Origin of the sequence: Zunongwangia atlantica 22II14-10F7, assembly GCF_002094855.1 — a bacterium.
Classification (GTDB): Bacteria; Bacteroidota; Bacteroidia; order Flavobacteriales; family Flavobacteriaceae; genus Zunongwangia; species Zunongwangia atlantica.
Window position 1 is genome coordinate 140,992 of record NZ_ARYN01000007.1, and the last position, 25,369, is coordinate 166,360.

At 35.8% G+C, this 25,369-nt stretch carries 22 protein-coding genes; 11 read left to right on the forward strand and 11 right to left on the reverse strand.

Annotated features, from left to right (window positions below):
- Position 1 precedes the first annotated feature (1 nt).
- From murC to ftsZ, 4 genes are read left to right on the forward strand one after another with little or no spacing between them, the layout of a single operon-like run.
- Entirely contained in the window at positions 2-1,357 is a 1,356-nt protein-coding gene (gene murC, locus IIF7_RS09110; protein WP_084841374.1) for a UDP-N-acetylmuramate--L-alanine ligase, read from the forward strand.
- Positions 1,347-2,063 (forward strand): cell division protein FtsQ/DivIB, encoded by a 717-nt coding sequence (locus IIF7_RS09115; RefSeq protein WP_084841375.1) that lies wholly within the window; start codon positions 1,347-1,349, stop codon positions 2,061-2,063. Before murC ends, IIF7_RS09115 begins: the two co-directional genes overlap by 11 nt.
- 3 nt (positions 2,064-2,066) lie before the next feature.
- Positions 2,067-3,410: a cell division protein FtsA gene (ftsA, locus tag IIF7_RS09120; RefSeq protein ID WP_084841376.1), complete on the forward strand. Its 1,344-nt coding sequence runs from the start codon at positions 2,067-2,069 to the stop codon at positions 3,408-3,410.
- Positions 3,411-3,446: 36 nt separating this feature from the next.
- Positions 3,447-5,534 (forward strand): cell division protein FtsZ, encoded by a 2,088-nt coding sequence (ftsZ, locus tag IIF7_RS09125; RefSeq protein WP_084841377.1) that lies wholly within the window; start codon positions 3,447-3,449, stop codon positions 5,532-5,534.
- Between the two features lie 299 nt (positions 5,535-5,833).
- On the opposite strand, the gene IIF7_RS09130 is transcribed toward ftsZ, so the two are convergent.
- From IIF7_RS09130 to IIF7_RS09150, 5 genes are all read right to left on the reverse strand, one after another.
- Positions 5,834-6,043: a hypothetical protein gene (locus tag IIF7_RS09130; protein WP_084841378.1), complete on the reverse strand. Its 210-nt coding sequence runs from the start codon at positions 6,041-6,043 to the stop codon at positions 5,834-5,836.
- A gap of 92 nt (positions 6,044-6,135) precedes the next feature.
- A complete protein-coding gene (locus IIF7_RS09135) occupies positions 6,136-6,744 on the reverse strand; it encodes an inorganic diphosphatase (protein WP_245801597.1) in 609 nt (202 codons plus the stop codon).
- Between the two features lie 6 nt (positions 6,745-6,750).
- Complete coding sequence (locus IIF7_RS09140; RefSeq protein WP_084841379.1) at positions 6,751-7,311, reverse strand: hypothetical protein; 561 nt, start codon at positions 7,309-7,311, stop codon at positions 6,751-6,753.
- Positions 7,312-7,505: 194 nt separating this feature from the next.
- The gene (locus tag IIF7_RS09145) at positions 7,506-8,561 is read right to left on the reverse strand and encodes a S66 peptidase family protein (RefSeq protein WP_084841380.1); all 1,056 of its coding nucleotides are present in this window, start codon (positions 8,559-8,561) and stop codon (positions 7,506-7,508) included.
- 16 nt (positions 8,562-8,577) lie between these two features.
- On the reverse strand, positions 8,578-9,888 hold the full coding sequence (locus tag IIF7_RS09150; RefSeq protein ID WP_084841381.1) for a D-alanyl-D-alanine carboxypeptidase/D-alanyl-D-alanine-endopeptidase: 1,311 nt from the start codon (positions 9,886-9,888) through the stop codon (positions 8,578-8,580).
- Between the two features lie 86 nt (positions 9,889-9,974).
- On the opposite strand from IIF7_RS09150, the gene IIF7_RS09155 reads away from it, so the two are divergent.
- Complete coding sequence (locus tag IIF7_RS09155; RefSeq protein ID WP_084841475.1) at positions 9,975-10,607, forward strand: 7-carboxy-7-deazaguanine synthase QueE; 633 nt, start codon at positions 9,975-9,977, stop codon at positions 10,605-10,607.
- A gap of 46 nt (positions 10,608-10,653) precedes the next feature.
- Here the strand turns inward: IIF7_RS09155 and IIF7_RS09160 are convergent, their stop codons facing one another.
- Complete coding sequence (locus tag IIF7_RS09160; protein ID WP_084841382.1) at positions 10,654-11,211, reverse strand: DUF2911 domain-containing protein; 558 nt, start codon at positions 11,209-11,211, stop codon at positions 10,654-10,656.
- Positions 11,212-11,684: 473 nt separating this feature from the next.
- Here IIF7_RS09160 and gyrB point away from each other — a divergent pair, with 473 nt between their 5' ends.
- The 5 genes from gyrB to IIF7_RS09185 all read left to right on the forward strand — a co-directional run bounded on the left by gyrB (position 11,685) and on the right by IIF7_RS09185 (position 19,394).
- A complete protein-coding gene (gene gyrB / locus IIF7_RS09165) occupies positions 11,685-13,625 on the forward strand; it encodes a DNA topoisomerase (ATP-hydrolyzing) subunit B (RefSeq protein ID WP_084841383.1) in 1,941 nt (646 codons plus the stop codon).
- Positions 13,626-13,818: 193 nt separating this feature from the next.
- A complete protein-coding gene (gene mdh / locus IIF7_RS09170) occupies positions 13,819-14,745 on the forward strand; it encodes a malate dehydrogenase (protein WP_084841384.1) in 927 nt (308 codons plus the stop codon).
- 162 nt (positions 14,746-14,907) lie between these two features.
- A complete protein-coding gene (secDF, locus tag IIF7_RS09175) occupies positions 14,908-17,898 on the forward strand; it encodes a protein translocase subunit SecDF (RefSeq protein ID WP_084841385.1) in 2,991 nt (996 codons plus the stop codon).
- A gap of 148 nt (positions 17,899-18,046) precedes the next feature.
- Positions 18,047-18,868 (forward strand): AraC family transcriptional regulator, encoded by an 822-nt coding sequence (locus IIF7_RS09180; protein ID WP_084841386.1) that lies wholly within the window; start codon positions 18,047-18,049, stop codon positions 18,866-18,868.
- A gap of 142 nt (positions 18,869-19,010) precedes the next feature.
- Entirely contained in the window at positions 19,011-19,394 is a 384-nt protein-coding gene (locus IIF7_RS09185) for a VOC family protein (protein WP_084841476.1), read from the forward strand.
- A gap of 82 nt (positions 19,395-19,476) precedes the next feature.
- Here the strand turns inward: IIF7_RS09185 and IIF7_RS09190 are convergent, their stop codons facing one another.
- The 5 genes from IIF7_RS09190 to folE form a co-directional block, all read right to left on the reverse strand.
- Positions 19,477-19,959 (reverse strand): DUF192 domain-containing protein, encoded by a 483-nt coding sequence (locus tag IIF7_RS09190; RefSeq protein ID WP_084841387.1) that lies wholly within the window; start codon positions 19,957-19,959, stop codon positions 19,477-19,479.
- Positions 19,959-20,789, reverse strand: coding sequence for a prolipoprotein diacylglyceryl transferase (gene lgt / locus IIF7_RS09195; protein WP_084841388.1), 831 nt, complete (start codon positions 20,787-20,789; stop codon positions 19,959-19,961). Before lgt ends, IIF7_RS09190 begins: the two co-directional genes overlap by 1 nt.
- Positions 20,790-20,906: 117 nt before the next feature.
- On the reverse strand, positions 20,907-21,131 hold the full coding sequence (gene yidD / locus IIF7_RS09200) for a membrane protein insertion efficiency factor YidD (RefSeq protein WP_084841389.1): 225 nt from the start codon (positions 21,129-21,131) through the stop codon (positions 20,907-20,909).
- A gap of 27 nt (positions 21,132-21,158) precedes the next feature.
- On the reverse strand, positions 21,159-22,643 hold the full coding sequence (cysS, locus tag IIF7_RS09205; protein ID WP_084841390.1) for a cysteine--tRNA ligase: 1,485 nt from the start codon (positions 22,641-22,643) through the stop codon (positions 21,159-21,161).
- Between the two features lie 30 nt (positions 22,644-22,673).
- Positions 22,674-23,351: a GTP cyclohydrolase I FolE gene (gene folE, locus IIF7_RS09210; RefSeq protein WP_084841391.1), complete on the reverse strand. Its 678-nt coding sequence runs from the start codon at positions 23,349-23,351 to the stop codon at positions 22,674-22,676.
- Positions 23,352-23,486: 135 nt separating this feature from the next.
- On the opposite strand from folE, the gene IIF7_RS09215 reads away from it, so the two are divergent.
- Positions 23,487-25,331: a T9SS type B sorting domain-containing protein gene (locus IIF7_RS09215; protein ID WP_084841392.1), complete on the forward strand. Its 1,845-nt coding sequence runs from the start codon at positions 23,487-23,489 to the stop codon at positions 25,329-25,331.
- The last annotated feature ends 38 nt before the right edge of the window (positions 25,332-25,369 follow it).

Sequence of the window (25,369 nt, forward strand, 5' to 3'; positions counted from 1 at the left end):
ATTGAATAATTTGAGTCACATACAAAACTTTTATTTTATCGGTATTGGCGGTATAGGGATGAGTGCATTGGCGCGCTTCTTTAAATCTCAGGGCAAAAATGTCGCTGGTTATGATAAAACAGCTTCAGTGCTTACCAAAGAGCTGGAAGCTGAAGGTATTTTGGTGACTTTTAAAGATGATATTAGTGAAATTCCGCAGCAATTTAAAGACTCAGAAAAAACACTTGTAGTTTATACTCCAGCAGTTCCTAAAGATAATGCGCTTTATCAATATTTTGTAGAAGAACAATTTATTCTGAAAAAGCGTTCAGAAGTTCTTGGCTTAATAAGTAGCGATCGTTTCACGCTTGCTGTGGCTGGGACTCACGGTAAAACTACAACAACTGCAATTTTAGGCCATTTATTAAAAGAAACCCATGCGCCGGTAACGGCATTTTTGGGCGGAGTAAGCGAGGATATTCAAAGTAACTTGATTCTTAAAGGCGATGAAGTTATCGTTGCTGAAGCAGATGAATTTGATCGTTCTTTTCTTCATCTCTCTCCAAATATCGCCGCCATCAATTCGATGGATGCAGATCATTTGGATATTTATGGCGTAAACGAACATTTGCAGGCTTCATTTAAAGCTTTTGCAGATCTACTTTCTGAAGATGGGACGCTTTTCGTTAAAAACGGACTTCCACTTAAAGGAAAAACAATTGGAATTGAAGATGACGCTGATTTTTCAGCAATCAACATAAAAATTATAGGAGGGAGTTATCATTTTGATCTCAAAACTCCTACAGAAATTATCGAAGGATTTATTCTTAACCTACCAGGCAGACATAATGTCTTAAACGCTGTAACGGCTCTGGCTATGGCGCTGGAATATGGTTCCCCAACCAACCAGTTAAGCCAGGCGTTACAGAGTTTTAAAGGAATAAGAAGGCGTTTTTCATATAAGATCAAAACTGAAGAATTGGTTTTGATCGATGATTATGCGCATCATCCGGCAGAAATAGATGCTGTGTTTGGAGCGGTAAAAGAATTATATCCTAAAAGGCCGAATTTGGTCATTTTTCAGCCTCATTTATTTAGCAGAACCAGAGATTTTGCAGATGATTTTGCTGAAAAATTAGCGCAATTCGATGAGATTATGCTTATGGATATCTATCCGGCTCGTGAAAAGCCGATAGAAGGGGTAGATTCTGAGTGGTTATTAAAGAAAATCGATAATCCAAAGAAGCAATTAGTAAAAAGAAACGAATTATCGGCCAAAATCGCTAAAACTAAGGCTAAAGTTATTTTGATGCTTGGAGCCGGAGATATAGGAAATGAAGTTGAAACCGTAAAAACCGCATTAGAAGATGAAATCTAAATTAGGTTACATAAAATTTGTGCTTTTGCTGGCTTTGGTTGCTTTTCTATATGGATTTGCAGGAAAAAGGCATAGCCAACGAAAATTGAATGGTACAGAAGTTCATTTTACAGACAACGAAAACCTGTATGTTACTGTAGATGCGGTTAATAAGTTGTTGATACAAAATGAAGAGGCTAACGAAAACCTGGGGCAAGAAACTTTAGATTTGAATAAGGTAGAGACGCTTCTTAATAGTCATGATATGATAGAGAATGCCGAGGTTTTCTTAAAATTGAACGGAAAACTCTCTGCAGTTGTGAGCCAGCGTAAACCTATTGGGAGAGCCGTAGGTAATACTTCATTTTACCTGGATAAAAATGGAGAGGTCATGCCACTTTCAGAGAATTTTTCAGCAAGGGTGCCTCTTATGCTAGGTTTTAATGAAACTAATATTTTAAAGGCTTATCCGTTGGTGAGTTATATAAAAAATGATAGTTTTTTAAATAAGCACATCACCACAATACATCGTTTGGCTAATGGTCGCTACGAGCTTAAGTTGCGTAAAGCGGGTTTTACGGTATATTTTGGAGAAGTGAAAAATATAGAGCTGAAATTCAATAATTTCAAGGCATTTTATAAAAAGGCATTAAAAGATAAAAAGTTAGATACCTATAAAAAAGTGAATCTACAGTTTGGTAATCAGGTTGTATGCACTAAAAAGTAAGATATGGAGCAAAACGATATTGCAGTAGGATTAGATATAGGGACGACAAAGATTGTTGCCATGATTGGCAAGAAGAATGAGTATGGCAAAGTAGAGATCGTTGGGATTGGTAAATCCAGAAGTCTGGGTGTGCACCGTGGTGTGGTAAATAACATCACGCAAACCATTCAATCTATACAACAGGCCATTCAGGAAGCTGAAGCAGATTCTGGACAAAAGATTAAAGATGTAGTTGTAGGGATTGCCGGGCAACATATTAGAAGTTTGCAACATAGTGATTATATCACAAGACCAAACCCTGAAGAAGTTATCGATGCTGAAGATATTCATAGTTTATGCAATCAGGTTCATAAACTGGTTATGTTACCTGGGGAAGAAATAATTCATGTACTTCCGCAGGAATATAAAGTAGATGGGCAGGCTGAAATTAAAGAGCCAATTGGGATGTATGGTGGTCGCCTTGAAGCAAATTTTCACGTGGTTGTAGGCCAGGTTTCTTCAATAAGAAATATTGGTAGATGTGTAAAAAGTGCAGGTTTAGACCTTTCAGCAGTAACATTAGAGCCTTTAGCGTCTGCAAATGCTGTGCTTAGCCAGGAAGAAAAAGAAGCAGGTGTAGCACTTATCGATATAGGTGGTGGTACTACAGATCTTGCAATTTTTAAAGACGGAATTATTAGGCATACAGCAGTAATCCCTTTTGGAGGAAATGTGATTACTGAAGATATTAAAGAAGGTTGTTCGATTATCGAAAAGCAGGCAGAATTGCTGAAGATTAAATTTGGATCGGCATGGCCAGGAGAAAATAAGGATAACGAGATCGTTTCTATTCCTGGATTACGAGGAAGAGAACCAAAAGAAATTACGCTTAAAAATCTTTCGAAGATCATTCATGCTCGTGTGGTAGAAATTATTGAGCAGGTTTACCTGGAGATAAAAAACTATGGTCACGAAGATCAAAAGAAAAAGCTTATTGGTGGGCTTGTGTTAACCGGTGGAGGTGCGCAATTAAAACATCTTAAGCAATTAGTAGAGTATATCACAGGAATGGATACCAGGATTGGTTTTCCTAACGAACATCTGGCAGGAAATAATGATTCTGAAACTACTAGCCCAATGTATGCAACAGCAGTTGGATTGGTAATGAATAGTTTAGAGACCAGTAAAAGTAGTTTCCAGGAAGAAGCTGTCCTTAAAGAGAAAGAGCCAGAGCCAGTGCCGGTAGATGAAGAAGCAGAGGCAGAGCGGGAAGAACCGCAAGTACAGGTAGAACAGCCTAAGCCCCGAAAAAGTATTTTCGATAAATGGGCAGAAAAGTTCAAAGATTTTTTAGATAACGCAGAGTAATACATAGCACAATAGAGAACCAGTAAAATTGAATTTATGAGCAATACAGAATTCGGAGACATTTCATTCGATTTACCTAAAAATCAATCGAACGTCATCAAAGTTATTGGTGTAGGTGGTGGCGGTAGTAATGCTATTAACCACATGTTTCAACTAGGGATTAAAGGAGTAGATTTTGTAATCTGTAATACCGATTCACAGGCATTAGAGAACAGTACCGTTCCTAATAAAATCCAGTTGGGAGTTAGCCTTACCGAAGGTCTTGGAGCGGGAGCAAATCCTGAAATTGGAGAGCAGGCAGCAGTAGAAAGTTTTGATGAGATTAAAAACATGCTCGATGTGAATACCAAAATGGTATTTATCACTGCAGGTATGGGTGGTGGTACTGGTACAGGTGCTGCGCCAGTGATCGCAAAACAGGCTAAAGAGATGGATATTCTTACGGTAGGGATCGTAACTATTCCTTTTCAGTTTGAAGGTAGAATGAGAAACGAACAGGCTCAAAAAGGAGTTGAAAAACTTCGGTCTCATGTAGATTCTTTAATTGTGATTAACAACAATAAACTTCGTGAAGTTTATGGGAACTTAGGTTTTAAAGCCGGTTTCTCTAAGGCAGATGAAGTTTTAGCTACAGCCTCTCGTGGTATTGCTGAAGTTATTACTCATCACTACACACAAAACATTGACCTTAGGGATGCGAAAACAGTGTTGAGTAATAGTGGTACTGCCATAATGGGATCTGCATCTGCTTCAGGAGCAAATAGAGCTCAGGATGCTATCGCTAAAGCTTTAGATTCTCCATTATTAAACGATAATAAAATTACCGGTGCTCAAAATGTATTGCTATTAATTGTTTCCGGTTCCGAAGAAATTACTATTGACGAGATTGGTGAAATCAATGATCATATTCAGGGTGAAGCTGGTCACAGTGCCAATATTATTATGGGTGTTGGTGAAGATGAAGCCTTAGAAGGTGCTATTTCTGTAACCATTATTGCTACTGGTTTTAATGTAGAACAGCAGGATGAAATCACCAATACCGAAACTAAAAAGATTATCCATACACTAGAAGACGAACAGAAGGCGGAGCATGAGTTCCCTTCAGATCGTGGAAATACTGGTTCTTTTACCGAGTTACCTTTGCCAGAGGAAAAGAAAGAACCAGAGCAGCCAAAAAAGATCGTTCATACTTTAGATGAAAATATGGATGAGGTTGAAGCTCCTAAGCCTAAAGCTGTACAACCCGAAGTGAAGTCAGTGCCTAGAGCTGAAGTTCAACCAGCACAACCAGTACAGCCAGTTGCAGCGCCAGCAAAGGATCCAGAGCTTTATACGCCACCTTCAGCATATAATATGGATGTTTTTTATGATGAAGTAAATCCAGAAGATTTTGTAATTAACGATACCAGTGCAGGAGTAGAAGAGGTTGAAGCTATAGAGGAAGAGAATAACGATGAGGAGCAGTTTATGTTTACTTTCGATTTTCCTATAAATCAGGAAGAAAAAAAGCCTGAACAACCAAAAGCTGAAGTTTCTGCTCCAGAGATTAAAGAAGAGCCTAAGCAAGAGCCTGTAAAAAGACATGTGCTGAATACAGAGGATGCTGAAGAACCCAGTTATGAGGTTAAAAATATTGAAGTAAACGAGCCTGTTGAAGTTATTCCTGCCACAGAAAATACTGCCGATGGTACGGTAAAAAGATACAGTCTTGATGATTATATGGAATTTGAGCAGCAGTTAGAGAATTCTAAACCTGCAAAAAAGCAAGAAAAAGAAGAGCCAAAAGACGAAACTATTGCTTTTGAAAAGCGTACGGTACAACCAACACCGCAAAAGGAAGAGGAGCAGGACGCAAATCCTTTTAATAATCCAATTCCAGAGCATGTAGTAGAACGTGCAGCAGAGCGCCGTGCTAAAATGAAGGAATTTAATTATAAGTTTAGAAGTAATGCTTCGCAGATCGAAGAAATCGAGAAGCAACCAGCTTATAAAAGAGCCGGAATTAATTTGGATAGCACAAATTATGCTGAGAACAAAATGTCTAGAACTACTTTAGGTCAGGATGAAAATAATGATCTTCAGTTTAGAAGAAATAATTCGTTCTTACATGATAATGTAGACTAAATAATCAATCTCTATAAACAGAAGAAAGGAGGCTTTTTAAGTCTCCTTTTTTTATTTTTAGGTTATAAGAGAATTCTGAATGATCTTAAATTTAGGTAGTGTAATCATTATTGCGTAACAGATTATTAGCAGATAGGAATAAATCAGGCTAAAGTTAATCGCCACTAAGAGATAAAGGCTGGCAAAAATATAATAAATCCTAGAGATGATTTTATGTCTTTTATCATCGTGTAGGATTAGAAATATATGAAAAAAAAGGAGGCAAAATTTTGCCTCCTTTTTTATATTAAAAATGTAGATTATAAATCTTTCTTACTCTCCGCCTGAATAACATCAGTATCTTTTCTATATTTTAAAAGGCTAATGCCGGCTAAAAAGAAAATAAATCCTATGATGCTTAAGGCCCAGGGACTTAAAGCCAGGGCTAGACTTCCAAAAATTCCTAATATTCCCATTACAAGTGCAATTGCTCCACCAACGGTTAATATAAGTGCAAAAATCTTAATCATAATTATCGATTTTGGTTAATTGTTGCACTAATTTATATAATTAACTGATAGTCAGTTTTTAATTAACACATCTTAAGTTTTTTGCTATTGGTTCAATTTATGGTTTTGTGCCATTTTTCAATTTGCTTAATGGCTTCAGCTTCGTCTTCCCAGCCTTTTATTTCCAGGCTATTGTCTTTGTCGTAGCTTAAAAACCATAGTTCGATAATGTCTTTAGCTTCGGGATAATTGTTTAGGAAAACTTTATAAGATTCGGCTTTAAAAATTTGATCTTTTTTTAGCGCTGGCACGGCAATGATCTTGTCGTCTTGCTCACCTTCATCGATCAATTTTAAAACAGCAATAGGTTTTATAGGGATGATATCGCCAGTATTTACAGATTGTCCCAGAATGAACACATCTAAGGCATCACCATCTCCGCCTTTATCAGGATCTGAATAGGTTGAAGGTATAAATCCGTAATTACCTGGATAGGGTAAGAATTCTATAATCCTGTCGTTGCCATTTCGCTGATCTGGAATAAATTCCTGAAGCGAATGATCAAACTCGAGTTTAAGGTTGGTGCCTGAAGGTATTTCGACGACGGCTTGATAGTTTCCGTCTTTGTCTTTTAAAGAAAGATTCTCATAATCTGGTTTGGTATTACAAGCATAAGCTATAAAAAGGCTGCAGAGTATGAGAATCTTTATTTTTTGCATCATTTATTTTTAATCCCAGTAGATCATAAAATACTTGAATTTAGCACCATCTGGAATTTGCGATGATCTAATCTTAGTATCAGTATCATAACGTAAACTAGATGGTAATTCTTTTTTATCTATAGTGATATAAGCATTAATTTCATCTAGAAACACAACGGCCGAGCTAATAGTGTTTTCTATTCTTGATATTTTATAATTTTCAACAATATCTTTAAAAGTACTTTCAGAATTTAAACCTGCTTTTGTTTTAAATCTTGGATCTAAAACTCGAATATAGCCAATAGTGCTTGTGCTGTCGAATTCTTGTGCAGGCTCTAAAATTAGTAAAGCTTCACCGCCTTTTTCAAAAACCTTAATTTCGTCTGTGGCTCTTAATTGCATTGGTCCACTGGTTTCTTTTACCAGAGAATCTTCATTGTATAGAGAGTCTAATTGGTTAAGTTTGATGTCTTTTTTTAGTTTACCAACCTGTGATGCGGTAATTAAAAAAGGATTATCTTCATCTTTTTGGCAGGAAGTAAGTATGATGGCAGTTAAAGTGAAAATTGCCAGTAAATGTTTCTTCATAATGAGTGTAATTACTTTTGTGTTTTTCAATTTGGCGTATCTGGATTAACGGGAAAAACTAATATTTGGTATTTTAATATTGTAAAATAAGTACGAAATTTTATCCCGAAATTCAATCGATTTAGAGTTCTATAATTTTTTATAAAAGTAAGCAATACCTTGTGATTGCGGGAAAGGATTTTTTTAGTATACGCCTAAATTACGGCAGCTTCAAGCAGCTGTATAGTACCCGCTTCAGCATTAATTTCGGCTTCAATTCCGTTAGGTATTGTACTGTTATCATCAATATGTCCAATCATTGCTCCGCTAAATGCTGGGATGCCAAGTGGTTTTATGTAATGATCCAAAACTTCCTCTAAAGTTAAACTTCCGTAGCCACTTCCGCCGGGATCACATTCGGTACATTTTCCAAAAACAAAACCTTTAATTTGCTTAAAAACACCGCCAAGTTGTAGTTGCGTCATCATTCGGTCTACCGCATAAACCTTTTCACCAACATCTTCTATATAGAGTATTTTATTGCTCCAATCTGTTGGAAAATATTCGCTTCCCATAATTCCTGTTAGTACTGAAAGATTTCCACCTAATAATTGTCCTTCTGCAGTTCCGCCGGTAATGGTACGAATACGATTTGAAGTCTGAGTAAGATTATCTCCAATCGATTTTGGATTTTCCAGAAGCGGATTTTCTTTATCGAATAAAATAGCTTTAAGATGCGAAACACTAAAAGTATTCCAGGTTGAAACCGCTACCGGGGCATGAAAAGTTACCAAGCCAGTTTTTTCGAAAATAGCCGAGTGTAAAGCTGTAATATCGCTGTAGCCAATAAAGATCTTGGGATTGGTTTTTATCGCTTCGTAATCTAAAAGTTCCAAAATTCTAGCCGAACCCGAGCCGCCACGCAGCGCAATAATTGCATCTACAGATTTATCTTTAAACATTGCGTTTAATTCGCCTGCACGCTCTTTATCTGTTCCTGCTAAATGACCATATCGGTTTTTTACAAACTCACCAAACTTCACTTTTAGCCCCATTGCTTCAAAAGATTCTTTTGCGATCTGGTAAGGTTCAGTTTCAAAAATAGCGCTGGCCGGGCTTACGATTCCTATAGTATCTCCTTCTTTTAGAGCTTTTGGTTTAATGATCTTTGCGGCCGTATTACTTCCGTAGAAATTAGTGGCAGCGTAAGAACTTAAAGGAATAGCAAGGCTGCTAAGGCCAATATTCTGTAAAAATTTACGTCTTTGCATGATGAGGTTTTCAAGATTAGTATTGATCGCGAACAGTGGTTAAAATTTCTTCCATAGCTTGTTTTAGCTGCGAAGTAGGCACGGTATAATTACTGTTCATAAAACTAAAATATAAAGTTTTTCCGCTTTTCGTGATTAGGAGTCCGCTTAAGGAATGATTGTTTCTAAGGGTCCCCGTTTTAGCGTAAATATAAGCTTTGTCTGATTTGTAGTCATTTTCGAGCGTTCCAGATTCGCCACCGGTAGGAAGCAGTGATTTGAATTTTTCTTCACCAATTTCTTCAGTAATTTTTGAAATGAGCCTAACAATACTGCGAGGCGTAAAAAGATTGTAGCGTGTTAAACCGGAACCATCGTGCCAGTTGACTTTATCGGGTAGGTCATTGAGTAAATTTTCCTGTGCATAATCGATGGCGATATCAGTTTCTAGGGTGTCTGAAATAATTCCTGCGGAAACCAACAAAAGCTGTTCTGCGATGAAATTATCGCTTTCCTGAAGCATTTTTTTATACAAACTATCTGAAGCTTCATTGTAAATTGTTTGTTCTAGATCTATATTTTTAGGTTTTTGGGGCAAGATCATCACTTCTTTTCTAAGCGTGTCGCTTAATAGTTTAGCTGAAGTATATGCTGAAGTAATAAAGGGTACTAATCGACTAGAAGCTTCAGTTCTTTTTGTGTTTTTATATCTAAAAATGTTTGAATCGATATCCCGATAAATTCCGGCTCCTAAGTTTTTGGTTTTTTCAGTAGAAATAGAATCCTTGAAAATTTCTGGGTAGCTTTTCGATGAATTTCGATCCTTTTTGAAATCAAATTCAACGATGTTTCCATAGAGAGGAAAGGCATTTCTTTCCGCAGAATAATAGCCATTATAATCGTCCCACGCCCAACCGGGACCGAACTTAGATTCAGTGAAATTCGACGAAAGTAGAAACAATTTTTTATTTGAATTTCGTAGAAAATCGAGAGTTTTTTCAGAATTAAAGGCGGCATAAAGAAATCCGGGATCGCCGGTGCCTTTAAAAATGAGACTGTCGCCGTAAACCGTATATTTTATGCTGGGAATGGAGTCTCCAATAAGCTTTAGAGCAGTATAGAACGTAAATAATTTAGTGTTTGAAGCCGGAGTAAAATATTTGTCTCCATTTTTATCGAATATCGTCTTATTGGTTTCAGGATCGTAAATCACCAAACCTGTAAAGCCTTGTTTAAAAGCCTGAGAATTTTTAAAAACCCGGTTTACATTTTTTGTGGTTTTTAAAGAAGCACAGCTAAAGCAGGAAATTAGGGGAATAAAAAGGAGAAGGAGTTTAGAATATTTCAAATTATAATTTTATCCTGAAAGTAAGAAAGTTTTTTGATTGTTTGGTTTTGTGGCTAATATTATTTGATTACGTATCTTTGCGGGCTATGATTACAGAAGAAACACAGGAGTTGGTAGATAGAGGTATTATGCTTCCTTTAATGGAAGAATTTTATACCATTCAGGGCGAAGGATTTCATAAAGGGACTGCTGCTTATTTTATTAGAATTGGAGGTTGTGATGTAGGTTGCCACTGGTGTGATGTTAAGGAAAGCTGGGATGCAGGTTTGCACCCGCCAACACATGTAGGTGAAATTGTAGAAAATGCAGTAAAGTATAGTAAAACTATTGTAGTTACCGGGGGAGAGCCGCTAACCTGGGATATGACTATGCTTACTGATAATCTTAAAAAGCAGGGCTGCCAGATTCATATAGAAACTTCTGGCGCTTACCCTGTAACAGGAACCTGGGATTGGATTTGTCTTTCTCCTAAAAAAATAAAATTACCCGAGCCAGATATTTATCCTATCGCGAACGAATTGAAAGTGATTATTTTTAATAAGCATGATTTTAAATTCGCTGAAGAGCAGGCTGCTCAGGTAGGAGAAGATTGTATTTTGTATATGCAACCCGAGTGGAGTAATCGCGATAAAATGATTCCGCTTATTGTAGATTACGTGATGAAAAATCCAAGATGGAAAGTGTCGTTACAAACACATAAATATCTAAATATACCGTAAATAAAAAGCCGCTAATTTAGCGGCTTTTTTGGGTAAATGCTATCTTTTATTTTACAACTTTAATAGGAACTTTCACATAGTTTTTATCCCATCCAATAAGAAGATTGGCGCTATTTTCAGTCTCTTTTTCAAACGACATGGATAATGCATCTATAGCATTTTGCATAGATCTTACTGGGACATTTACTCTTACTAAATCTAGCTTTTCACTATACTCATAAGCTCCCCAGGTAAGCGTTTTTCTATTCAAAATAATTGTCCATTCTTTTTCTTCCGGAATAGAATATAAAGTATATGTGCCCGCATCTACTTTTGCACCAGCAATGCTTACATTTTTGTAGAAAGTAACTTCAGTAGCTTCGTTGGCACCAGTTCTCCAAACTTCACCATAAGGTACTAACTTTCCAAAAACTTCACGATCTCTTCGTTGTGGTCTACTGTAAATAACTCGAGCTATTGGTTCATTTTTATCATTGCGATACAATGCAATGTCCATTGGGCTAACATCCATTTTGGCAAAATTAGGCCCTTGTGTTTGCGCTTTAGCACTATTTGGGAAAGTAAACCCAAAGGCTAACATCGTCAATATCAATAATTTTTTCATAATTCTGTTATCATTTATGTTTCGAGTAAATATAATAGCTGTGCGAAATCAAGATGTTTAGAAGCTGTTAAAATTTAAGGAAGTTACATTGGTAAAGTGAATCTGAAAATTATATAAAATTAAGTTTAAATCATTTTTTAATTAAACGTTTATAGTTTTTGTATGTAATTAAAATTTGCTTTAGTGTTTAATAAGTGTAAGTTCTGTTCCATATTTGTGTCAGAATTTTAAGTAACAGTCTTTAAATTTGTTTGGATTAGCGTTCACTTAGTTGTGAAACCTTAAAAATATTACAGTAAACGTGTGGTTTGTTATGCCCGTGGCGCCAGGGATTTTCCCAATTGTGTCATGGGCTTTTTTTGCACAAATTGTTGATAACTTAAAGGCTTTGTAGTCAGGTATTGGTTTAAAGAAATTAACGTTTTGTTATATTTGTTCGTTATTCAAAAAGAGACGAATTTAATTGACATAGTATGAGCGAAGAAGCCAAAGGGAAAAAGTATTCGGCGGATAGTATACAGGCGTTAGAAGGAATGGAGCATGTTCGCATGCGACCTTCAATGTATATTGGAGATACTGGTGTAAGAGGATTGCACCATTTGGTGTATGAAGTTGTTGATAACTCAATCGATGAGGCATTAGCCGGGCATTGTGATTCTATTAAAGTAGATATTAACGAAGACAATTCGATAACTGTAGAGGATAATGGTCGTGGTATTCCTATCGATCTTCATAAAAAAGAAGGAGTCTCTGCACTAGAGGTTGTAATGACCAAAATTGGTGCAGGTGGTAAATTTGATAAAGACTCTTATAAAGTTTCTGGTGGGCTTCATGGTGTAGGGGTAAGTTGTGTTAACGCTTTGTCTACGCATCTTAAAGCTACAGTTTACAGAGATGGCCAGATTTGGGAGCAGGAATACGAAATTGGGAAACCTTTATATCCTGTAAAGCCGGTTGGTGAAACAGATCTTAGCGGAACAATCGTTACTTTTAAGCCAGATGCTTCTATTTTTCAGCAAACTTTAGAATATAGCTACGAGACACTTGCAAAGCGTATGCGAGAGTTAGCTTATCTTAATAGAGGGATTAAAATTGTTCTTACCGATAAAAGAGAAAAAGATAAAGATGGTGAATTCCTTTCTGAAGTTTTTCATTCTGAAGAAGGACTTAGAGAATTTATCCGTTTCTTAGATGGCACCAGAGAGCCTATTATTGCTGAAGTTGTAAGTATGGAAGGCGAGAAGAACGGGATTCCTGTTGAGGTTGCCATGGTTTACAATGATACATTTAACGAGAATCTTCACTCTTACGTAAATAATATTAATACTCACGAAGGGGGTACGCACTTATCTGGTTTTAGAAGAGGATTAACAACCACTTTAAAGAAATATGCAGATGCTTCAGGTTTACTTGATAAGGTGAAATTTGAAGTTACAGGGGATGATTTTAGAGAAGGTCTTACCGCAATTATTTCTGTAAAAGTTGCAGAGCCTCAGTTTGAGGGACAAACAAAAACAAAATTAGGAAACCGTGAAGTAACTTCAGCGGTATCTCAGGCAGTTTCGGAAATGTTAGAAAACTATCTGGAAGAAAATCCTAATGATGCTAAAACGATCGTTCAAAAAGTAATTCTTGCTGCTCAGGCACGTAACGCTGCGAAAAAAGCCCGTGAGATGGTTCAGCGTAAAACAGCTATGAGCATCGGGGGATTACCTGGGAAATTATCAGACTGTTCAGAACAGGATCCACAAAAATGTGAAGTATTTCTTGTAGAGGGAGATTCGGCAGGTGGAACTGCAAAACAAGGTAGAGATCGTAACTTTCAAGCAATTTTACCACTTAGAGGTAAAATTCTTAACGTAGAGAAGGCAATGTCTCACCGCGTTTTTGATAACGAAGAGATAAAAAATATCTATACCGCACTTGGTGTAACTATAGGAACCGAAGAAGATAGTAAAGCGCTTAACCTTTCTAAATTACGATATCACAAAATTGTAATTATGTGTGATGCGGATGTGGATGGTAGCCACATCGAGACACTTATCTTGACATTCTTCTTTAGATATATGAAAGAGCTAATCGAGCAGGGGCATATTTATATTGCAACACCACCACTTTATCTTGTGAAGAAAGGTGCAAAAAAACGTTATGCCTGGAATGAAAAAGAGCGTGATGATATAGCAGATGAGTACAGCGGAGGAGTTCAGGTACAGCGATACAAAGGTCTTGGAGAAATGAATGCCGAGCAACTTTGGGATACTACTATGGATCCAGAACGTAGAAAACTACGCCAGGTAACTATTGATAATAGTGGAGAAGCAGATCGTATTTTCTCTATGCTTATGGGGGATGAAGTTCCACCTCGTAGAGAGTTTATCGAGAAAAATGCAAAATATGCTAATATTGATGCGTAATCTTATTTAAATATTTTTTGAAACGGCCTGGAAATTTCCAGGCCGTTTCTTTTATATATACTTATCAAAAAAAATAGAAGCGAATTTCTTCGAATATTAGCATATAGTCTTCAAGTATTTAACCGGTCTTTATTAGTAAACAATTTTCATTATTCGTATTTTTGGTGTAGTTATTAATCGATAAATTCATAAAATGAAAGTTACAGTAGTAGGAGCTGGTGCTGTAGGTGCTAGTTGCGCTGAATACGTTGCCATTAAAAACTTCGCTTCAGAAGTTGTTTTATTAGATATTAAAGAAGGATACGCTGAAGGTAAAGCGATGGATCTTATGCAAACCGCTTCTTTAAATAGTTTTGATACTAAAATTACAGGTAGTACTAACGACTACTCTAAAACTGCAGGTAGTGATGTTGCTGTTATTACCAGTGGGATTCCAAGAAAACCGGGGATGACTCGTGAAGAGCTAATTGGAATCAATGCAGGGATTGTAAAAGAAGTTGCAAGTAATCTTATTAAGCACTCTCCAGATGTTACATTAATTGTTGTGAGTAATCCAATGGATACCATGACGTATTTAGTGCATAAAACTACAGGCCTTCCTAAAAACAAGATTATAGGAATGGGGGGTGCATTAGATAGTGCTCGTTTTAAATATAGATTAGCAGAGGCTTTAGAGGCGCCAATTTCAGATGTAGACGGGATGGTAATTGGAGGTCACAGTGATACTGGTATGGTGCCACTTACAAGATTAGCTACTAGAAATAGTGTTCCTGTTTCAGCTTTCCTTTCAGAAGAGCGATTAAATCAGGTTGCTGAAGATACAAAAGTTGGAGGTGCTACTTTAACTAAATTATTAGGAACAAGTGCTTGGTATGCGCCTGGTGCAGCAGTTTCAGCATTAGTTCAGGCAATTGCTTGTGATCAAAAGAAAATTTTCCCATGTTCAGCTTTCTTAGAAGGAGAGTATGGTCTTAGTGATATTTGTATTGGTGTTCCAGCTGTTATCGGTAAAGACGGTCTTGAGAAAATTGTAGAAATTCAATTAGATGATGCTGAAAAAGCAAAAATCGAAGATAGCGCATCAGGTGTTAAAAAGACAAATGGCCTGTTAGAGCTGTAATCTTATAATGCTTGATGATAAAGCAAAAAGCCGCAAATTTTGTGGCTTTTTTTTATGTTTAAAAGTTAAAATTTTCAAAAAGAATTTATTGGGATTTCATTATTGAAACGCTATATTTGTCCGTTTTTAAAAAAGACCTATAAAATTATAATTTGAGGAATAATGCAGAATAAAGGACTTATTAAAGTTTTTGCAATTTTATTTGGTTTAGTATGTATCTACCAATTGTCGTTTACATACATAACTAATAATGTTGAAAGTGAAGCAGAAGAATTTGCCACTCAAAAGATTGATGAGAGTGTAGAAAATTATTCAGATTTAAGAGATCAGGTAGAACAAGAGTATCTTGATTCTATTGGTAATGAAGAAATTATTGCCGGGATTACTTATAATGCTGCGAAGGATAAAGAATTAAATAAAGGTCTTGACCTTAAAGGTGGGATCAACGTTATTTTACAAATCTCTGTGGAAGATATTATTAGAGGTTTAGCTAACGATTCTAACGATCCTACATTTAATAAAGCTCTTACTGAGGCTAGAGAAGAGTCAGTTACAAGTCAGGATGATTATATCGATATTTTCTTCGAAAAATTTGATGCTATTCCTGATGCTAAATTAGCTTCTCCAGATATTTTCGCTAATAAGACTTTAAGCGACGATATTTCTTACGATATGTCTAACGATCAGGTGAAACCTATCATTAGAAGAAAAGTAGATGAATCTATAACTTCTGCTTTTGAAGTATTACGTAAGCGTATAGATAAATTTGGTGTTACTCAGCCAAACATTCAGCGTTTAGGAAACTCAGGAAGAATTCTAGTAGAGCTTCCTGGAGCTAAAGACGTAAATCGTATTCAGAATTTATTACAAAGTACTGCTCAGTTAGAGTTCTGGCATGTATTTAAAAATACAGAGTTTGGTAGTTTCTTAGCTCAGGCAAACCAGGTTTTAAAAGATGTGGTTTCTGAAGAGGAAGAAGCAACTGAAGTTGTAGATACTACTTCACAGGAAGGTAGTGATATCGAGAACCTATTAGCAGATGCTGAAGATAGTACTGCTGTTCAAACTAATAATCCTTTATTTGATCATATTATTGGGCCTGGTGCACAGGGAGGGCCTGTTTTAGCTTATTTCACTGTACAGGATACAGCTAAAGTAAATGATTATTTAGCGATGCCTCAGGTGAGAAATCTCCTTTCTGCAGAGCAGCGTTACGCTAGATTTGTATGGGGAGTTCCAGATGACGAAACTGGAGCTACTGGATTATATGCTTTAAAATCTAATAGAGATAATCAACCTCCATTAAGCGGAAGTGTAATTACAGATGCTCAGCAAACTTACGATCAGGTTGGTCGTGTTGCAGTATCTATGCAAATGGATGGAACGGGAGCAAAGATTTGGGAAGAAATGACAGGTTATGCTTCTAATAACCAAACTCAAATTGCTATTGTTTTAGATAACGTAGTGTATTCTGCACCTGGTGTTTCAACCGGAGCCATTTCTGGAGGTAGAAGTGAAATCACTGGAGATTTTAGCATTGAAGAAGGAAAAGATTTAGCAAACGTACTAAGAGCTGGTAAACTTCCTGCTTCAGCAGAGATTATTCAGAGTGAAATCGTAGGGCCTTCATTAGGTCAGGAGGCAATTGATAGTGGTATGCTTTCATTTGGTATTGCTCTTGTATTAGTACTTCTTTGGATGATTTTCTATTACGGTAAAGCTGGAGCTTTTGCTGATGTTGCCTTAATCGTAAATATTTTATTCATCTTCGGAGTTTTAGCAGGTCTTGGAGCTGTGCTTACTTTACCTGGTATTGCCGGTATCGTTTTAACAATAGGTATGTCTGTAGATGCAAACGTGCTTATCTTTGAGAGAATTAAGGAGGAGCTTGCAAAAGGAAAATCTCAGGCCGAATCTATTAAGGATGGATTTAGTAACGCATTATCTTCTATTTTAGATGCTAACATTACCACAGGTCTTACAGGTTTTATCCTATTAATTTTAGGAACAGGACCAATTAAAGGTTTTGCAACTACTTTATTAATAGGTATTGCTACCTCTTTATTTACTGCAATATTTATTACAAGATTATTTATAGATGGTTATGGTAAAAATGGTAAGTCATTAGAATTTGCTACCGGTATTACTAAAAACCTTTTCAAAGGAATGAATAGTGATTTCCTTGCTAAGAGAAAAGTTGCTTATATCATCTCTGGATTATTAATCGTAATAAGTTTAGGATCTTTATTGACTCAGCAATTAAACCTTGGTGTAGATTTCGTTGGAGGTCGTACCTATACAGTAAGATTCGATCAGGATGTTAGTCCAACTGAAGTTCAGAGTGTTTTAGAAGAGAGATTTGGTAATGCAGAAGCTAAAACTTTTGGGCCTAATAATCAGCTAAAAATTACTACCAATTATAAAGTAGATGAAGAAGGAACTTCTGTAGATGAAGAAATTCAGGAAGGATTATTCGAAAGTCTTCAATCTTATCTTCCAGGAGATATTACTGCAGATGAATTTATAAATGGTTCTTCAGATAAAACTGTAGGTATTATGGAATCTATGAAAGTAGGTCCTACCATTGCAGAAGATATTAAAGCAGCATCTTTCTGGGCTGTATTAGGTTCTCTAATTGTAGTATTCCTTTATATCTTATTAAGATTTAGAAAATGGCAATTTAGTTTAGGTGCGGTAGCAGCAGTATTCCACGATGTTTTAATCGTCCTTGGTGTATTCTCGCTACTTTATAAATTCATGCCATTTAGTTTAGAAATTAACCAGGCATTTATCGCTGCCATCCTAACCGTAATTGGTTACTCACTGAATGATACGGTGGTTGTTTTCGACAGAATTAGAGAATATGTAAACGAGCATACAAGCTGGGATTTAGGAAGAACTGTAAATGCTGCATTAAACAGTACTTTAAGTCGTACATTAAACACCTCTTTAACTACATTAGTAGTGTTGCTTGCGATCTTCATTTTTGGCGGAGAAAGTATTAGAGGCTTTATGTTTGCACTTATTGTTGGTGTGGTAGTAGGTACATATTCTTCTATCTTTATTGCAACACCAGTTATGTTTGATAGTGTGAAGAAAAAATCTTCACTTCAGGATAAAGAAAAAGAAGTGGAAGAAGAAGCTACGGCTTAATCTCAACTAAACTCTTAAATAAAAAAAGCCTCGCAGTTTTACTGTGAGGCTTTTTTTATACTTTTTTGGCTCTTAATGTTTATTTTTAAAATGGTTTGTTTCTATTTGTTAAAGTTGAAAATAAATTATTCTTGTAAATCCTTTGATTATGAAAGAGCTTGAAATGATTAGAGCTTATTACAAGCCTATGCAGCCTAGTCTTGGGTTTAATGGAACATTGCAGTCAAACATTTTATATCATGAAGTAACTCCTGCTAAAGCCACTCATAATTTTGTGTATTGTTTTTGGCAGCTTAAGACATTAGAGCAATTAAAAAATGATTTTGTTTATAAAGTGGTTTCAGATGGTTGCATAGATATTTTTTTTGAGCATAATCATCCTATTCAGAATTTCGTAATGGGCTTTTGTAAGACATATACAGAGTTTCCTATTGGTAAATCTTTCCATTATGTTGGGGTTAGGTTTTTTCCTTCCGCTTTTCCGATTTTGTTTAATTTTAATGCTAAACTTTTAAGTGATAAATCAACCGAGTTGAAAAATATTCTTCCAGATTTATCAAATTGGATAAGCAAATCTATTTATTCTGAAGATTCATTTAATGGAATTGTAGAGAAGTTGAATTTTAAACTAGCAGAAATAATCCGTAGCCGCTCCTTAAGATACGATTCTCGCTTTTTTAAAGCGCTTCAAATTATTTTTGAACACGATGGTTTTCTTGGAACTGAAACGCAATTAGATGCCGATTTAAGTTCGCGGCAATTACAGCGCATCTTTAATTATTTTATAGGTACCACAACAAAGTCTTTTAGTGACGTGGTTCGATTTCAATATATTTTGAACAAAAAATCTATGTCGGCAAATAAAGAAGATAAGTCATTTTATCTGGATGTGGGTTTTTATGATCAGGCTCATTTTATAAAGAATTTCAAGAAATTTTATGGGTTTACGCCCTCTGAAGCCTTTCGGTGATTTCAATTCCTGTCCGATTTTTACAATACTTCTATCGTATTCACCGCTATTTTTGGGCAATAAATAATCTTTAAAAATGAGAATTTTAATTTTATTGGCTATTCTTAGTATAAATATGGCTCAGGCTCAAAAAATGAAAAATATGAAATTAAATGCAGGTATTATCACCCATAAATTAGTTGAAACTAAAGCTTTTTATACTGAAGTTTTAGATTTTGGTATTCGGTTTGAAAATGACTTTTATCTTTTAATGCATACGCCAAATGAATCTGCTGAAATAAGTTTTTTATTGCCAGGTCATCCTAGTCAGCAACCTATTTTTCAGCCCGAATTTAATGGCAAGGGAGTTTACTTAACCTTGGAAGTTGATAATGTAGATGCGGTTTATAAAAAAATGAAAGAAAAGAAAATTGCTATTGAAGTTGAACTGCGTGAAGAGGATTGGGGCGATCGCCATTTTGCCATAGTAGATCCCAATGGAATAGGAATCGATATTGTGACCTATTCTGCTCCTGAAAACAAATAATTCAGGAAAAAAATAAGAGCTAAAAACAGCTAATATTAGCTGTTTTTAGCTCTTATTTTATATTTATAAACTTATATCAATTCTACTGCGGAACACTAAAACGATCACCAGTTTTCAAATTCCAACGTTCAGACAAGCCTGCATTTATCTCTAAAATAAACTGTGCCGGAACTTCTGATGGTAAAATACTTTCATCTAAAGGCTGTGCATCTTTTTGGAAGCTTACTATCGTGCTATCTGCATCAAAGAAAACCAGATCTAAGGGAATATAGGTGTTTTTCATATAAAAATTACGCATCGATTCTCGATTGTAAACAAAAAGCATTCCCTGGTTTTCTTCCATAGATTCACGGTACATTAAACCAGTTTCTCTAGAGTAATCGTCATCTGCAATTTCGATATCCAGCATATTAATAGTATCGCCTTCCGCAGAAATTAAATAAAGATCTGCATCATCTCGAAATTCGATGTTTGCGGGTTCAATTTCTTTTTCTTCGTCATCCTTACAGGAGCTAAAGAAAAGTGTGGTTGCTACTAATCCTAAAAATATGAATCGTTTTGTCACTATTCTGCGGTGTTTTGAGGTTTTGCCTGTGGACGGTACATAAAATAGAATCCTGCAATAATAAATGGAATACTAAGCCACTGCCCGGTATTTAATAACCATGTGGCGCGTTCTTCTACCTGGGCTTCTTTTACAAATTCTACAAAGAATCTTACTGTCCAAAGTAATACTAAAAATAAGCCGAAAATATATCCAATTTTGAATCGCTTATTGGTTTTCCAGTATAGATAATACAATAAAAGGAAGATTAGTAAATAGCAGAAACTTTCATAAAGCTGTGCGGGATGTCTTGGGAACGATTCTCCTAAATTCTGAAAAATTACTCCATAATCGCTTTTGCTAGGTTTTCCAATAATTTCAGAATTCATGAAATTTCCTATTCTTACAAAAATACCACCACTGGCAACAGGGATCACAATTCGGTCTAAAATCCATAAAACTGGCTTGTCTAAAACACGTTTTCTGTATAAATACATCGCGGTGATAATTCCAATAGCCGCACCGTGACTGGCAAGTCCTCTAAAACCGGTGAATTCAAATTCAGGTTCAAATTTTACTGGTAAGAATATTTCTAATAAATGATGTTGGAAATAGTCCCAATCGTAAAATATTACATGGCCTAAACGTGCGCCGATAAGTGTCGCTAGCACGGTATAAATAAAAAGAGAGTCTAATTTTTCTAAAGCTATACCTTCTCGAGTATAAATTGCCTTCATAATATACCATCCTAAACCAAATGCGATAAGAAACATAAGGCTGTAATAATGAATGGTAAGTATTCCTAAATCTATCCCTTCAGAAGGGCTCCATCTAATGGCGTTAATAAGCATTATTGTGAATTTCGGTTGAGATGTAAATATACATATTTGATAAAACTTCGCCTATAAAATGAAGTTTAATCGTTTCATCTAATCAATTCTGATTTTTGATGTTTTTAGGCCTATTTTTTATGGAACAGGATCGTAGCCACTGCCACCCCATGGATTGCAGCTAAAAATTCGTTTTAAAGCCAGCCATCCACCTTTAAAAAGTCCGTGTTTTTTTAAGGCTTCAATGGTATAATTAGAACAGGTGGGGGTGTATCTGCAAGTAGCAGGTGTAAGCGGGGAAATAAAATTCTGATAGAATTTAACCAAAATAATAAATGGATAAATAAGCATTTTTTTAAGCATAGTTATCCATTTATTGATTACTGATTTTTAGTTGATAGAAAAAGTTGTTCCGTCTTTTCCGTCTTTAAGCTGAATGCCCAGTTCTTGTAATTGATCTCTAATTTTATCGCTAGTCGCAAAATCACGGTTGTTTCTTGCTTCAGCTCTAAGTTTTATAAGAAGATCTACAGTTCCTGAAAGTTTATCTGAATCACTATCTAAAGCAGTATCTCCATCACGTAAACCTAAAATATCGAATAAGAAATCATGAAGTGCCTGCTTTAGCTCTAATTTATCTTTCGTAGAAATTTTTAAGCTTTCTTCTTTTATAGCGTTGATAGATTTTACAGCATCAAATAATTTAGCAATTAAAATTGGGCTGTTAAAATCGTCGTTCATGGCATCGTAGCAGGATTGCTTCCACTCAGCAATATTAAAAGTGCTTTCTGAAGATTCTGGTAACTCGTCTATAGAAGCATAAGCATCCATTAACCTATTAAAACCTTTTTCGCTAGCGCTAAGAGCTTCTTTAGAAAAATCTAAAATACTACGATAATGCGCCTGTAGCATAAAGAATCTTGCTACGTTTGGAGAAAATGCTTTACCAATAACTTCGTTTCTTCCACTAAAAAGTTCTTCAGGAAGAATGTTGTTACCGGTACTTTTAGCCATTTTCTTACCATTAAGAGTAAGCATATTGGCATGCATCCAATAACGAACAGGATCTTTTCCTGTTGCTGCTTCTCCCTGAGCGATCTCACATTCGTGGTGCGGGAATTTTAAATCCATTCCGCCGCCGTGAATATCAAATTCTTCTCCAAGATATTTGGTGCTCATTACAGTACATTCTAAATGCCATCCCGGGAAACCATCACTCCATGGTGAAGGCCAGCGCATAATATGTTGTGGTTCTGCTTTTTTCCAAAGGGCAAAATCCTGCGGATTTCTTTTATCACTTTGGGCAGCAAGCTCTCTGGTATTAGCAATCATATCTTCGATTGCTCTACCACTCAATCTTCCGTAGTGCTTCTCTCCGTTATATTTTAAAACATCAAAATAAACCGATCCATTAGCTTCGTAAGCATATCCTTTATCGATAATTGTTTTAATAATCTCGATTTGTTCTACGATATGCCCTGTTGCCGTAGGTTCTATACTTGGAGGAAGATTATTGAATTTCTCTAGAATGTTATGAAAGTCTACAGTGTACTTCTGTACTACTTCCATAGGTTCAATTTGTTCTAATCTTGCTTTTTTAGCAATTCTATCTTCACCAGTTTCTGCATCATTTTCTAAATGACCGGCATCGGTAATATTACGAACGTATCGAACTTTGTAGCCAAGATGTTTAAGATATCTAAAGACAAGGTCGAAAGAAATAAAAGTACGGCAGTTCCCAAGGTGAACATTGCTATAAACGGTTGGCCCGCAAACATACATGCCTACATGACTATCGTTTATAGGTTTAAATACTTCTTTTTCTCCAGAAATTGAATTGTAAATTTTTAGCTGTTGTTCTTCGAAAAGCGCCATAAAGAGCGTAGTTTTAAGAAAGCAAGTTAATTAAAATGTAGTATCTAGCTTAATGTAGTCCAGAAATTCTCTACGAACTTCTTTTTGTTTAAATGCACCACCAAATTCACTGGTTACAGTACTACTTTCAATATCTCTAATTCCGCGGCTATTTACACAAAGATGTTTGGCATCTACAACACAAGCTACATCATCTGTTCCTAAAACCTTTTGTAATTCCTGTACAATTTGCATTGTCATTCGCTCTTGTACCTGTGGTCTTTTGGCGTAATAATCTACAATTCGGTTCATTTTAGATAAACCTACAACAGTACCTTTTGAAATATAAGCTACATGTGCTTTTCCAACAATAGGAAGTAAGTGGTGCTCGCAGGTAGAATAAACTGTGATGTTTTTTTCTACAAGCATCTCACCATATTTATATTTATTATCAAAAACCGACGCTTTTGGCTTTCTTTTTGGATCAAGGCCAGAGAAGATTTCATTTACAAACATTTTGGCTACACGCTGTGGCGTTCCTTTAAGGCTATCGTCACTAAGATCTAAACCAAGAGTTTGCATTATGTGCTCTACATTTTCTCTAATTAGTGCAATTTTATCTGTATCACTAACTTCAAAAGCATCTTTTCTTATAGGTGTTTCTGCACTACTTCCGGCGTGTGCATCACCCATTTCATCAATTTCATTCAAAACTTTGTCTATTTTCATGCCGTTTTACGCTATGAGTCGTAAAGTATTCATTTAGCTTGCAAAGATACACATTTAATACATTTAATACTGATTTTCCTGCCTCTTGTCTATTAATAGATTTTTGCGTTACATTATTTTATAATTTGCCGCGCAATGCGTGGAAACACTATAAAAATAAGCCTTTTTGGATGCCTGGTTTTGTTGGTGACAACACTTAGTGCACAAGGTTCACGTTGCTCAGATATTCAGCCATTTTGCGCAGGAAATGGCGAATTTGTATTTCCAAATTCAAATAGGCAGGTTAGTGATGTAGTAGCCGGAGAAAGCGGGCCAGATTATGGCTGTGTAGAATTTCCCAGATATCCTTCCTGGTTTTATTTGCAAATAGAAAATTCTGGCGATCTGGAGTTTTTAATTTCACAAAGTGAAAATGAAAATGGAACTGGTGCTGCTCTGGATGTAGATTTTGTGGTTTGGGGTCCATTTAATGCTTCAGATGATTATTGTAGCGATGAGGCACTTTCCGAAGAAAATCATATAGATTGTTCATATTCAGATGAAGCTGTAGAAATAGCTAGCATTAAAAATGCAAAGCAAGGCGAGATTTATGTTTTCTTAATTACCAATTATAGTGAATTGCCGGGTTATATTAATTTACAACAAACCAATAATGATGTTAATGCCGGTTCTACAGATTGTACGGTTTTAAACGGAGTTTTAGGTGGTGATAAAATGGTTTGTGGGGAAGATGAATTTATTTTGAATGCAGAAACTCCAGATGCTACTGGGTATCAGTGGTTTATTTTAGATGAAAATCAAGGTGATTTTGTAGAAATTCCGGGAGAAATTAATTCAGAATTGAAAGTTACTGCAAACGGTGATTATAGAGTTTTGATAGAAATTCCTGAAGAAAAAACTGCAATAGAAGACAAAGTAGCTGTGTTTTTTTATGAAAAACCACTAATTGCAATACCTGCCGAGCCAATATTTGTTTGTGAACAGGATAGTACGGTAGATCTAACCCAAAAGCAAACAGAATTAATGTCGTTGAATCCTGATGTTTTAGGTATTTTTCAAATTCAGTATTTTGAGACTGAAAATGATGTTGCAAACGGAATTAATATCGAAGATCCTACAGCTTATATTGTAAATAACGACGAGACAATTTATGCTAGAATAGTAAATCTAAATTCGGGGTGTACCTCAGATATTGCTGAAATTCAATTAGATTTTAGAAGCTTTCCGCAGGTGTTTTTACAGGAAACCTATCAAATTTGTGTAGATGCTTATGGTTTGTTTGAAGATGAACTTGTTTTAGGGCAGGATTTAGGTAAAAGTTATAAATATGCCTGGTATAATGACGGGAAATTAGTCTCGCAGGAATACGATTTGTATTTATTTGAAGAATCTGCAGATCCTGTATATACTTTGGTGTGTACTGAAGAGTTTACAGGATGTGAAATTAGTTACTCTACTACTATAGAATATTTATCTGCGCCAAATTCGGTGAAAATCGATATTTTAAAAGGAGATTTTCAGGATAACTGGAACGTTGAAGTTATTACAGCATCTACTATAGGGCACTCGTCAGAATACGAATATAGCCTGGATGGTGGTACGTTTACCGATAATTCGGTTTTTCATAATATTCCCAGAGGATTGCATGAAATTACGGTGAGGGAGGCAGGTGGCTGCGGAAGAGTTTTTGTAGAGCAGTTTACCGTTATTGGATACGACTTTTTCTTTACGCCTAATGGAGATGGGTATAATGATGAATGGCAAGTAACGCAGAATCCAGATTATAAAGTACTAAAAATTAGGATTTTTGATCGTAATGGGATTTTTTTAAAAGAACTGAATCCAGAAGGTGAAGGCTGGGATGGTATGATTAATGGAAAACTTTTACCTGCAGATGATTATTGGTTTAATCTTGAATATGTAAATTTTAAAACCAGTAGCAGGCATAATTTTAGTTCTCACTTTAGTCTTAGAAAATAAAAAAGCCCAATAAAACGACCAATATCGCATATTAGGCT

Excerpts from the sequence above, each read along its gene's own strand:
- IIF7_RS09115 (WP_084841375.1), top strand. The coding sequence starts at position 1,347 with ATGAAATCTAAATTAGGTTACATAAAATTTGTGCTTTTGCTGGCTTTG.
- ftsA (WP_084841376.1), top strand. The coding sequence starts at position 2,067 with ATGGAGCAAAACGATATTGCAGTAGGATTAGATATAGGGACGACAAAG.
- ftsZ (WP_084841377.1), top strand. The coding sequence starts at position 3,447 with ATGAGCAATACAGAATTCGGAGACATTTCATTCGATTTACCTAAAAAT.
- IIF7_RS09130 (WP_084841378.1), bottom strand. The coding sequence starts at position 6,043 with ATGATTAAGATTTTTGCACTTATATTAACCGTTGGTGGAGCAATTGCA.
- IIF7_RS09135 (WP_245801597.1), bottom strand. The coding sequence starts at position 6,744 with ATGATGCAAAAAATAAAGATTCTCATACTCTGCAGCCTTTTTATAGCT.
- IIF7_RS09140 (WP_084841379.1), bottom strand. The coding sequence starts at position 7,311 with ATGAAGAAACATTTACTGGCAATTTTCACTTTAACTGCCATCATACTT.
- IIF7_RS09145 (WP_084841380.1), bottom strand. The coding sequence starts at position 8,561 with ATGCAAAGACGTAAATTTTTACAGAATATTGGCCTTAGCAGCCTTGCT.
- IIF7_RS09155 (WP_084841475.1), top strand. The coding sequence starts at position 9,975 with ATGATTACAGAAGAAACACAGGAGTTGGTAGATAGAGGTATTATGCTT.
- IIF7_RS09160 (WP_084841382.1), bottom strand. The coding sequence starts at position 11,211 with ATGAAAAAATTATTGATATTGACGATGTTAGCCTTTGGGTTTACTTTC.
- gyrB (WP_084841383.1), top strand. The coding sequence starts at position 11,685 with ATGAGCGAAGAAGCCAAAGGGAAAAAGTATTCGGCGGATAGTATACAG.
- mdh (WP_084841384.1), top strand. The coding sequence starts at position 13,819 with ATGAAAGTTACAGTAGTAGGAGCTGGTGCTGTAGGTGCTAGTTGCGCT.
- secDF (WP_084841385.1), top strand. The coding sequence starts at position 14,908 with ATGCAGAATAAAGGACTTATTAAAGTTTTTGCAATTTTATTTGGTTTA.
- IIF7_RS09180 (WP_084841386.1), top strand. The coding sequence starts at position 18,047 with ATGAAAGAGCTTGAAATGATTAGAGCTTATTACAAGCCTATGCAGCCT.
- IIF7_RS09185 (WP_084841476.1), top strand. The coding sequence starts at position 19,011 with ATGAAATTAAATGCAGGTATTATCACCCATAAATTAGTTGAAACTAAA.
- lgt (WP_084841388.1), bottom strand. The coding sequence starts at position 20,789 with ATGCTTATTAACGCCATTAGATGGAGCCCTTCTGAAGGGATAGATTTA.
- yidD (WP_084841389.1), bottom strand. The coding sequence starts at position 21,131 with ATGCTTAAAAAAATGCTTATTTATCCATTTATTATTTTGGTTAAATTC.
- cysS (WP_084841390.1), bottom strand. The coding sequence starts at position 22,643 with ATGGCGCTTTTCGAAGAACAACAGCTAAAAATTTACAATTCAATTTCT.
- folE (WP_084841391.1), bottom strand. The coding sequence starts at position 23,351 with ATGAAAATAGACAAAGTTTTGAATGAAATTGATGAAATGGGTGATGCA.
- IIF7_RS09215 (WP_084841392.1), top strand. The coding sequence starts at position 23,487 with ATGCGTGGAAACACTATAAAAATAAGCCTTTTTGGATGCCTGGTTTTG.